General features: G+C 64.2%; 9 protein-coding genes. 3 read left to right on the forward strand and 6 right to left on the reverse strand.

The window, feature by feature from the left end:
* Nucleotides 1-120 precede the first annotated feature (120 nt).
* Complete coding sequence (locus P7A97_RS09795) at nucleotides 121-336, forward strand: DUF1127 domain-containing protein (protein ID WP_277689745.1); 216 nt, start codon at nucleotides 121-123, stop codon at nucleotides 334-336.
* Between the two features lie 78 nt (nucleotides 337-414).
* Here the strand turns inward: P7A97_RS09795 and P7A97_RS09800 are convergent, their stop codons facing one another.
* The 6 genes from P7A97_RS09800 to P7A97_RS09825 form a co-directional block, all read right to left on the reverse strand.
* On the reverse strand, nucleotides 415-1,314 hold the full coding sequence (locus P7A97_RS09800) for a response regulator (protein ID WP_277689746.1): 900 nt from the start codon (nucleotides 1,312-1,314) through the stop codon (nucleotides 415-417).
* 87 nt (nucleotides 1,315-1,401) lie between these two features.
* A complete protein-coding gene (gene phoU / locus P7A97_RS09805; RefSeq protein WP_277689747.1) occupies nucleotides 1,402-2,127 on the reverse strand; it encodes a phosphate signaling complex protein PhoU in 726 nt (241 codons plus the stop codon).
* Nucleotides 2,128-2,279: 152 nt separating this feature from the next.
* Nucleotides 2,280-3,113 carry a phosphate ABC transporter ATP-binding protein PstB gene (gene pstB / locus P7A97_RS09810; protein ID WP_277689748.1) on the reverse strand — a complete coding sequence of 278 codons (834 nt, stop codon included), beginning with the start codon at nucleotides 3,111-3,113 and terminating at the stop codon, nucleotides 2,280-2,282.
* A 53-nt stretch (nucleotides 3,114-3,166) separates the two neighbouring features.
* Nucleotides 3,167-4,843, reverse strand: coding sequence for a phosphate ABC transporter permease PstA (gene pstA, locus P7A97_RS09815; RefSeq protein ID WP_277689749.1), 1,677 nt, complete (start codon nucleotides 4,841-4,843; stop codon nucleotides 3,167-3,169).
* Nucleotides 4,844-4,865: 22 nt separating this feature from the next.
* Nucleotides 4,866-7,148 (reverse strand): ABC transporter permease subunit, encoded by a 2,283-nt coding sequence (locus P7A97_RS09820; protein ID WP_277689750.1) that lies wholly within the window; start codon nucleotides 7,146-7,148, stop codon nucleotides 4,866-4,868.
* 175 nt (nucleotides 7,149-7,323) lie between these two features.
* Nucleotides 7,324-8,292: a phosphate ABC transporter substrate-binding protein PstS family protein gene (locus P7A97_RS09825; protein WP_277689751.1), complete on the reverse strand. Its 969-nt coding sequence runs from the start codon at nucleotides 8,290-8,292 to the stop codon at nucleotides 7,324-7,326.
* A gap of 209 nt (nucleotides 8,293-8,501) precedes the next feature.
* Here P7A97_RS09825 and P7A97_RS09830 point away from each other — a divergent pair, with 209 nt between their 5' ends.
* Both P7A97_RS09830 and P7A97_RS09835 read left to right on the forward strand, forming a co-directional pair.
* Nucleotides 8,502-8,906 carry an acyl-CoA thioesterase gene (locus P7A97_RS09830; RefSeq protein ID WP_277689752.1) on the forward strand — a complete coding sequence of 135 codons (405 nt, stop codon included), beginning with the start codon at nucleotides 8,502-8,504 and terminating at the stop codon, nucleotides 8,904-8,906.
* Between the two features lie 104 nt (nucleotides 8,907-9,010).
* The gene (locus P7A97_RS09835) at nucleotides 9,011-9,910 is read left to right on the forward strand and encodes a D-hexose-6-phosphate mutarotase (protein ID WP_277689753.1); all 900 of its coding nucleotides are present in this window, start codon (nucleotides 9,011-9,013) and stop codon (nucleotides 9,908-9,910) included.
* The last annotated feature ends 173 nt before the right edge of the window (nucleotides 9,911-10,083 follow it).

Genomic DNA, 10,083 nt, shown 5'->3' on the forward strand with positions numbered 1-10,083 from the left:
GGCTAATAAACAGCCCGACAATTTAGCCCAGCTGTGCCTACAAAATCGACCATGTAGTCAGGAAAATAGCCTTCCAGTAGAACACTCTCTAGCCCGCCACAAGCGGAAGGAAGCACCACCATGGAACGTACCCTCGGTTCCGCCTCGATGTTCAAGCAACACACCTCCGACGCCACCGGCCTGCTGCCGCTGCGCGCCCTGGCCACCCTGCTGCTGTGGCAGCGCCGCGTGAGCAGCCGCCGCGAGCTGGCCCGTCTCGACGAGCGCCTGCTGGCCGATGCCGGCATCAGCCTGAACGAACGCGCCGAAGAGATCAGCAAGCCGTTCTGGCGCTAAGCCTTGCAGGTAATGAACAAAGGGAAGCCAAATGCTTCCCTTTTTGTTGCGTGAGAATTGCTAACCCAGGCTCGCCGCTCAGGCACCGGGCACGAAATGCTTCTGCGCGGTACCGCGGGCAATCAGGCGCGACAGGTAGTCGAGCTTCTGCGGGTCGCGGTCGACGAACTTGAAGGTCAGCTGCAGCCACTCGCTGTCCGGCTTGGGCTCCAGCGCCGCCACCGCGTGCAGGTAGCCATTGAGGCGTGCCGTTTCGGCGGCCTCGCCCTGTTCGAGGTCGAGGACAGCACTCTCCAGCACCTGCGGCAGCAAATCCCCGCGCTTGACCACCAGCAGCGCCTCCTTGAGGCTCAGCGCCTTGATTACGCAGGACATGCTGCCATTGGGCAAACGCAGTTGGCCCTGGCCGCGTCCGGCAGGCGGGCCGGAAGGCTTGGAGGGTTTGGCAGGGGCCTCGGCCTTGGGCTGCGCCGCCGCCTTGGCTGCGGGCTTGACCACTTCGGCATTGCCACCGGTCAGGGCGGCCAGGGAATCATTGGCGAAGGCACCGGTGCTGAGCATCTTCGGCGGCGCACTGGCCGCCAGGGCCTGCAGCTTGCCGGCACGGTGCAGCGCCTTCTTCACCTTGGTGACCAGCTGCTCGTTGGAAAAGGGTTTGCCGATGTAGTCGGAAACGCCGGCCTGGATGGCCTGCACCACGTTTTCCTTGTCACCACGGCTGGTCACCATAATGAAGGGCGTGATCTTGTGTGCCTCTTCGCCACGGCACCAGGTGAGCAGTTCGAGGCCGGACATTTCCGGCATTTCCCAGTCACAGAGGATCAGGTCGACTGCCTGCCGGCCCAGCAATTGCTGAGCCTTGCGCCCATTCACCGCTTCCTCGATCTGGATGCCAGGGAAGTTGTCGCGCAGGCCCTTCTTCACCAGATCACGGATAAAGGTGGCGTCATCCACCACCAGCACACTGACTTTGCTCATCGACCACTCCCGGCAACAATGCCGACAAGCATAGTCCGGGGTGATGGCCCAAGGCCAACGGCATGCAGCGCGACGATGGACAAAGGCTTAGTCAGCCTTGCCCTGCACCTCTTCCTGCATGCGCGCCAGGCCCATGTGGCGCACGTCGGTGCCGCGTACCAGGTAGATCACCAGCTCGGCAATGTTGCGTGCGTGGTCGCCAATACGCTCCAGCGAACGCAGGACCCAGATGATCGAGAGCACGCGGCTGATCGCCCGAGGGTCTTCCATCATGTAGGTGACCAGCTCGCGCAGGGCGGTCTTGTACTCGCGGTCGACGGTCTTGTCGTACTGGGCCACGGACAAGGCCAGGTCGGCATCGAAGCGGGCAAAGGCGTCGAGCGACTGCTGCACCATCTTGCGCACCTGATCGCCGATGTGACGCACCTCGACGTAGCCACGCGGCGCTTCGCCGGTTTCGCACAGCTCGATGGCGCGCTTGGCGATCTTCGAGGCCTCGTCACCGATGCGCTCGAGGTCGATCACCGACTTGGAGATGCTGATGATCAGGCGCAGGTCGGAGGCGGCCGGCTGGCGACGGGCGAGGATGCGCACGCATTCCTCGTCGATGTTGGTTTCCATCTGGTTGATCTGGTCGTCGATCTCGCGCACCTGCTGGGCCAGGCCGGAGTCGGCCTCGATCAGCGCGGTGACGGCGTCGTTGACCTGCTTCTCGACCAGGCCGCCCATGGCCAGCAGGTGGCTGCGCACCTCCTCCAGCTCGGCGTTGAACTGCTGGGAGATGTGGTGGGTGAGGCTGTCTTTGTTGATCATGGTCGAGCCCTTGTGCAGCGAATTAGGTTCTTGAAATTCAATCGTCCTGGCCTTTGCGAAATTGTGTCGGGCTAGGAGGCGCCGCGCAGACAGTACAACTCGTACGGCAAGCGGCGCCGACAACGCCCGGCGCGGTTTCGCATAGCCAGGGGTTAGCCGTAGCGGCCGGTGATGTAATCTTCGGTTTGTTTTTTCGCCGGGTTGGTGAACAGCGTATCGGTGTCACCGAACTCGATCAGCTTGCCCATGTACATGAACGCGGTGTAGTCGGAAACCCGTGCCGCCTGCTGCATGTTGTGGGTGACGATAACGATGGTGTACTTGCTCTTCAGCTCGTAGATCAGCTCTTCGACCTTGAGGGTGGAGATCGGGTCGAGGGCCGAGCAGGGTTCGTCGAGCAGCAGCACTTCCGGCTGCACCGCCACGGTCCGGGCGATCACCAGACGCTGCTGCTGGCCACCGGACAGGCCCAGGGCCGACTCGTGCAGACGGTCTTTCACTTCATCCCACAGCGCCGCGCTCTTCAGCGCCCACTCCACGGTCTCGTCGAGCACGCGCTTCTGGTTCACGCCCTGGATGCGCAGGCCGTACACCACGTTCTCGTAGATGCTCTTGGGGAAGGGGTTGGGCTTCTGGAACACCATGCCGACGCGGCGCCGCAGCTCGGCGACGTCCACGCCCTTCTTGTAGATGTCCTGACCGTCGAGGAGGATCTGGCCGTCCACGCGGCAGCCGTCGACCAGGTCGTTCATGCGGTTGAAAGTGCGCAGCAGGGTCGACTTGCCGCAGCCGGACGGGCCGATGAAGGCTGTCACGCGCTGTTTGGGGATGTTCAGGCTGACGTCGAACAGCGCCTGCTTCTCGCCGTAATACAGGTTGAGCTTGGGCACCTCGAGGGCGACCGTCTCTTCGGCCAGGTTGAGGCCCTGCTTCTGACGGCCGAGGGCGGCCATGTCGATACCGTGGGTGTGTACTTCGTGCTGCATGGGAGGCTCCCTACGCTAACAATTCGTTCGTGCCGCCGCGGCGACACCGTTAATCAATGATCCAGTGCCTTGTACTTCTCGCGCAGGTGGTTACGGATGAACACCGCGCTCAGGTTGAGCAGGGCGATCACCAGCACCAGCAGCAGCGCGGTGGCGTACACCAGCGGGCGGGCGGCCTCGACGTTGGGGCTCTGGAAGCCGACGTCGTAGATATGGAAGCCCAGGTGCATGATCTTCTGGTCCAGGTGCAGGTAGGGGTAGTTGCCGTCTACCGGCAGGCTCGGTGCGAGCTTGACCACGCCGACCAGCATCAGTGGCGCCACTTCGCCGGCAGCGCGCGCCACGGCGAGAATCAGGCCGGTCATCATGGCCGGACTGGCCATCGGCAATACCACTTTCCACAGGGTCTCGGCCTTGGTCGCGCCGAGGGCCAGGGAGCCTTCGCGCAGGGCCCGCGGGATGCGCGCCAGGCCTTCTTCGGTGGCGACGATGACCACCGGCACGGCGAGAATCGCCAGGGTCAGCGAGGCCCACAGCAGGCCCGGGGTACCGAAGGTTGGCGCCGGTGCGGATTCGGGGAAGAACAGACGATCCAGCGAGCCGCCCAGTACATAGACGAAGAAGCCCAGGCCGAACACGCCGTAGACGATGGCCGGTACGCCGGCCAGGTTGTTCACGGCGATGCGGATGATGCGGGTCAGGGGGCCCTGGCTGGCGTACTCGCGCAGGTAGATGGCCGCCAGCACACCGAACGGGGTGACGATCACGGCCATGATCAGGGTCATCATCACGGTGCCGAAGATGGCCGGGAAGATGCCGCCCTCGGTATTGGCTTCGCGCGGGTCGTCGCTGAGGAATTCCCAGATCTTGGCGAAATAGAAGCCGAGCTTTTCCAGGGTGCCCATGGCGTTCGGCTGGTAGGCGCGCACCACCTTGCCCAGGCTGATCTCCTGCTCACGACCGTCGGCCGTGCGCACGACTACGCTGTCGCGATTGAACTGGCCGTTGAGTTCGATCAGCTCGGCCTCCAGCACCTTGTACTCAGCATCCCACTGGGCACGCTGGGCATCCAGATCGGCCTGGGCGGCGGCGTCCAGCTGGCCCTTGAGCTCCAGCCCGCGGCTCTCCAGGCGGATACGCTCCAGCCCGGCGTTGATGCGGCCGATGTCCTTCTTCTCCAGCCGAACCAGCTGCTGATGCAGCTCGCCGACACGCTCGATGCGTGCCTGCAGCTCGGGCCAGGCAGCGTCGCCCTCGGCCACCACCTGACCGGACTCCTTGACGCTGACCAGGTAGCCATAGAAATTGCCCCACTCACGGCGTTCCATCACCAGCAGGTTTTCCGGCGTCTGCAGATCGCTCAGCCACTCGGCCACGATCCAGCTGAAATCGGCGCCGTAGACTTCGCGGTTACCGACCTTGAGCAGTTCGCGGGTCATGAACTCGCCGCCGTTGACGTCCACCGGCAGGCCGGCGGCGGCCAGGCGCGCGCGCGGCACTTCCTCGACCTGTACCTGCTCGCCGGCGAGCAGACGCGGGGCCTCGCCCGGCACCTGGTAGCTGGCCTGCACCACGTCGGCTGGCCAGAAGTGACCGAGGCCACGCACAGCGATCACCGACAGCAGGCCGATGGTCATGATCACGGCGATGGACACGCCGCTGGCAGTCATCCAGACCCAGGGCGAACCGCTCTTGAACCAGGACTTGAGGTTTTGCTCTTTGCTTTTCACGGACGTCTACCTTCCCCAGTTCTCAGAGCGACGCATATTTCTTGCGCAGGCGGGTACGGATCAGCTCCGCCAGGGTGTTCATCACGAAGGTGAAGGTCAGCAGCACCAGCGCGGAGAGGAACAGCACGCGGTAGTGGGTACTGCCCACTTCGGATTCCGGCATCTCCACCGCCACGTTGGCGGCCAGGGTACGCAGGCCCTGGAAGATGTTCATGTCCATGATCGGCGTGTTGCCGGTGGCCATCAGCACGATCATGGTTTCACCCACCGCACGACCCATACCGATCATCAGCGCCGAGAAGATGCCCGGACTGGCGGTGAGGATCACCACGCGGGTCAGGGTCTGCCAGGGCGTAGCCCCCAGGGCCAGGGAGCCGAAAGTCAGGCTCTTCGGCACGCTGAACACGGCGTCTTCGGCGATCGAGTAGATGTTCGGGATCACCGCGAAACCCATGGCCAGGCCGACCACCAGGGCGTTGCGCTGATCGAAGGTGATGCCTAGGTCATTGCTGATCCACAGACGCATGTCGCCGCCGAAGAACCAGTTCTCCAGGTGACCGCTCATGCCCAGGGCGCCGGCACCGATCAGCAGGATCACCGGGATCAGCAGGGCCGCTTCCCAGCCATCCGGGATCACCAGACGGATACGCTCCGGCAGGCGACTCCAGGCATAGGCAGCCAGCAGCACGCCGACCGGGGTGAGCAGCAGCAGGCTGAAGATGCCCGGCAGGTGACCCTCGACATAGGGCGCCAGGAACAGGCCGGCGAAGAAGCCAAGGATCACGGTCGGCAGCGCTTCCATCAGTTCGATCACCGGCTTGACCTTGCGGCGCATGGCCGGGGCCATGAAGTAGGCGGTGTAGATGGCCGCGCAGATGGCCAGCGGGGCGGCCAGCAGCATGGCGTAGAAGGCCGCCTTGAGGGTGCCGAAGGTCAGAGGCGCCAGGCTCATCTTGGGTTCGAAGTCGCTGTTGGCCGAGGTCGACTGCCAGACCTGCTTGGGCTCGTCGTAGCTCTCGTACCAGACCTTGCCCCACAGCGCGCTCCAGGAGATCTCCGGGTGCGGGTTATCGATGTAGTAGCGCTGCAGCTGGCCGTTGCTCTCCACCAGCACGCGGTTGGCACGCGGCGACAGGGCGGCGATGGCGGCGCCCTCGGCGACCGGCTCGACCAGCAGGGTGCGGTGCGCGGTGCTGTGGAAGATGCCCATGCGGCCCTCGGCATCCAGCGCCAGGAAGCCTTTGCGGCGCTCTTCCGGAAGAATCTGGGTGATCGCAGCGTCGCCCAGCTGGAAACCGCGGATATGGGTCAACGCGGCCTTGCCGTCGGCGTCACGCACCATGAACCACTGGCTGATACCACCCCGGCTGTCGCCGACCATCAGCGAGATGCCGCCCAGCAGCGGCGTGACGTTGCTCACCTCCGCCTCGCCACTGAGCAGCTTGTAGCGCCCGTTGAGGCTCTTGTTGCGCAGGTCGAAGACATCGGCAGTGGCCTTGCCGTTGATCACGAACAGCCACTGCTGGCGCGGGTCGATAATCATCGACTTGATCGGCTCGGCGATCTGCGGCAGCGCGATGCGCTCTTCGCTGAGGCTCACCTCACCGGTCATCAGGTTCTCTTCGCGACTGATGGTCAGCAACTGCAGCTCGGCGCCGACCGAGGCGCTGAGCATCAGGCTGTCACCGTTCTGGCTGATCGCCACGTGCTCAAGAGCACGCCCCTGGGGGTCGAGCGCAATGGCCGCCTCGCCGAAGGGGAAGTCCAGGGTCGGGGTGATGGTCTTGACGTTGTTCGGGTAACTGACCTTGTAGGCGTGCTCGAACACCAGGACCTGGCCGTTGGAAAGGCCCAGCACCACGCGGCGGCTGCCTGGCTGATCCTGCGCCACCGAGACGATCCGGCTGCCCTGCGGCAATGGCAGGGCAATGTTGTTCAGCTCGGCGCTGTCTTTCAGCGCAAAGAACTGCACACGGCCAGCAGCGTCCAGGCGCATGGCCACCTTGTTCTGCTCTTCTACGGCCATCAGCAGGGCCGGCTCCTGTTGCGCCAACCAGGCGGGCTGCTGCGCTTCACGCGATTCCAGCTCGGCGCCGGCAAACATCGGCAGCACCACGTAGGCCAGGTAGAAGAAAATCAGGGTGATCGCGCCCAGCACGGCCAGGCCGCCAATGGACACGTACCAGCGCGCCATCTTGTCCTTGAGGGCGCGAATGCGGCGCTTGCGCTGCAAGGCTGGGGTGTCGAAGTCGATCCGGTGGTTGTTCGCGGAAGCGCTCATGCTGTTATGGGCCAGGTCGTTCATAAGGAGTTCTCGGGCGCTGCGGACACAGCCCGCTCAATGTGAGGTACGTCAATCTATCCGGCTTGTGTGACAGAAAGATTACAGCCCAGTGACGCGACAACGCCCGCGACTCCAAGAGAGTAGCGGGCGCATCGAACAACGGGCCGGCACGAGGGCCAGCCCGCTGGCAGGCCTGTTACAGGCCCAGTTCCTTCATGGTCTTCTCAACCACTTTGGACGGCAGCGGGATGTAACCATCCTTGACCACCACTTCCTGGCCCTGCTTGGACAGCACGAGCTTGAGGAACTCGGCCTCCAGCGGCGACAGCGCCTTGTTCGGAGCCTTGTTCACGTAGACGTAGAAGAAGCGTGCCAGCGGGAACTTGCCGGCCAGGGCATTGGCTTCGGAAGCCTCGAAGGCCTCACCGCCTTTCTTCGACAGCGGCACGGCGCGGACACTGGAGGTCTTGTAGCCGATGCCCGAGTAGCCGATGGCGTTCAGGGTGCTGGAGATCGACTGCACCACGGAGGCCGAGCCCGGCTGCTCGTTGACGTTGGCCTTGAAGTCGCCCTTACACAGCGCTTCTTCCTTGAAGTAGCCATAGGTGCCGGACACCGAGTTACGACCGAACAGCTGAATCGGCTTGGCTGCCCACTCGCCGGTCAGACCCAGGTCGCCCCAGGTGGTGATGTCCTTGGCGCCACCGCACAGGCGGGTGCTGGAGAAGATCGCGTCGACCTGGGCGATGTCCAGAGACTTGATCGGGTTGTCCTTGTGCACGAACACGGCCAGGGCGTCGATGGCCACCGGCACGGCGACCGGCTTGTAGCCGAACTTCTCTTCGAAGGCCTGCAGCTCGTTGTCCTTCATGGCACGCGACATCGGGCCGAGGTTGGCAGTGCCTTCGGTCAGCGCGGGCGGCGCAGTGGAGGAGCCGGCAGCCTGAATCTGGATGTTCACGTTCGGGTACTGCTTCTTGTATTCCTCGGCCCACAGCGTCATCAGGTTGGCCAGGGAATCGGAGCCGACGCTGGACAGGTTGCCCGATACACCGGAAGTCTTTTCATAGGTCGGCAGAGCCGGGTCGATAGCGGCAACAGCGCTGGCAGCGCTTACGCCAGCGGCGGCGAAGGTCAGGGCCGCCATCAAACGCTTGAGTTTCATGCCTTGCTCCTAGCAGGAAGGGGTTGGATGGAACGGGCCCAAGTATCGACAGGCCGCATGAACACTCTATGAACGGATTGTTACAGTTCGATGAAGGCGCGAAATTGCCGCGCAAAAGCCAGACCGGGCGGTCGTGCTGCGCTGCGCCGCCCTATATACTGCGCGCCATGCGCCGCAACCAAACATAAGAACCGGGGGCCGTACCAGCCATGATCGAACTCGAACAGGATGATCCCATCCCGCAGGGCGACCTTGCCCTGCAGATCACCGCCCTACCGCGCGAAACCAATGGTTTCGGTGACATTTATGGCGGCTGGCTGGTGTCGCAGATGGATCTGGCCGGTACGGCGATGGCCAGCAAGGTGGCCGGCGGCCGCGTCGCTACCGTGGCCATCGACCGCATGGCCTTCCTGGTGCCCGTAGCCGTCGGCGCGCAGCTGTCCTTTTATACCCAGGCCCTGGAAATCGGTCGCAGCTCGATCCAGATGCTGGTCGAGGTGTGGAGCGACGACCCGCTGTCCAGTGAGTGGCGCAAGGTCACCGAGGCGGTCTTCGTCTTCGTCGCCATCGACGGCAGCGGCCGCACCCGTCCGGTTCCGCCCCGGCGCAGCTAGACAGCACCGAAACAGACAGCGCCGACTCCGTGTCGGCGTTTTTCATGGCGCTTGGCCTTTGCCCCGCGCTGCGGTCAAATGACCGCACGACACGGAGAAAGCCCATGAGCCAAGCGCAAATCGAACGCCTAGACCTGGACCAACTGACCTGCTGGCGTGTGCACCTGGGCGATAGCGAGCTGCTGGTGGCCCAGCAAGGCGCGCAGATCATGCATTACCAGCACGGCGATCAACCTCCGATCATCTGGTGCAGCGAGCAGGCCAGCTATAACCGTGGCCAGTCTGTACGGGGCGGTATCCCGGTATGCTGGCCCTGGTTCGGCGACCTGCAGCGCAACCCGCAAGCGCTGCAACACCAGCATGCCGCCCCCACCAGCGCGCCGGCCCATGGCGGCGTGCGCGGGCTGGACTGGCAGTTGCTGGGTGTCGAGCAGCAGGGCGAGTCGGTGACCCTGCAATTTCTCTACGACAGCCGCCAGCAACCGCTGCCGCACTGGCCGTATGACGCCGAGCTGCGCCTGGACATTCGCCTCGACCAACGCCTGCACCTGAGCCTGACCAGCCGCAACCTGGGCGAGCAGCCTCTGCACCTGAGCCAGGCCCTGCACAGCTACTTTGCCGTCAGCGATATCCGCCAGGCCAGCGTGCTGGGCCTGGACGGCTGCCGCTACCTCGAGACCCTGGACGACTGGCGGGAATGCCGCCAAAGCGGTGCCGTACAGTTTGCCGGCGAAACCGATCGCATCTATCTGGACGTACCGCCGCGCCTGGCCCTGGTCGACAACGGCTGGAAGCGACGCACCCTCATTGAAACCAGCGGTTCGCACTCGGCTGTGGTGTGGAACCCCTGGATCGACAAGGCCCAGCGCCTGTCGCAGTTCGCCGATGACGCCTGGCAGCGCATGCTGTGCATCGAAACCGCCAACGTCTGGGACGACTGCATCGAGCTGGCCGCAGGTGCCAGTCACAGCCTGAATGTCAGCCTGTGGAGCGAGGCGCTCTAAGCGCGTACTCCGAGCATCTGTGGGAGCGGCTTCGGCCGCGATTACTCCCGGCCCACCCAGTCGAGGCCACGGCCGCACCCACGCAGTCCTCGCCCGGGGCAACCCGCACCGGGTCCATTGCGCCACTTTCTGCGCACACACCACGACCGATAGCGCCCAAGCCCCCGTTCCCT

The sequence above is a fragment of the Pseudomonas sp. GOM6 genome (assembly GCF_029537485.1).
GTDB lineage: Bacteria > Pseudomonadota > Gammaproteobacteria > Pseudomonadales > Pseudomonadaceae > Aquipseudomonas.

Bases quoted from the DNA above. Each gene is read 5' to 3' on its own strand.
- P7A97_RS09795 (WP_277689745.1), top strand. From the start codon at position 121: ATGGAACGTACCCTCGGTTCCGCCTCGATGTTCAAGCAACACACCTCC.
- P7A97_RS09800 (WP_277689746.1), bottom strand. From the start codon at position 1,314: ATGAGCAAAGTCAGTGTGCTGGTGGTGGATGACGCCACCTTTATCCGT.
- phoU (WP_277689747.1), bottom strand. From the start codon at position 2,127: ATGATCAACAAAGACAGCCTCACCCACCACATCTCCCAGCAGTTCAAC.
- pstB (WP_277689748.1), bottom strand. From the start codon at position 3,113: ATGCAGCACGAAGTACACACCCACGGTATCGACATGGCCGCCCTCGGC.
- P7A97_RS09820 (WP_277689750.1), bottom strand. From the start codon at position 7,148: ATGAACGACCTGGCCCATAACAGCATGAGCGCTTCCGCGAACAACCAC.
- P7A97_RS09825 (WP_277689751.1), bottom strand. From the start codon at position 8,292: ATGAAACTCAAGCGTTTGATGGCGGCCCTGACCTTCGCCGCCGCTGGC.
- P7A97_RS09830 (WP_277689752.1), top strand. From the start codon at position 8,502: ATGATCGAACTCGAACAGGATGATCCCATCCCGCAGGGCGACCTTGCC.
- P7A97_RS09835 (WP_277689753.1), top strand. From the start codon at position 9,011: ATGAGCCAAGCGCAAATCGAACGCCTAGACCTGGACCAACTGACCTGC.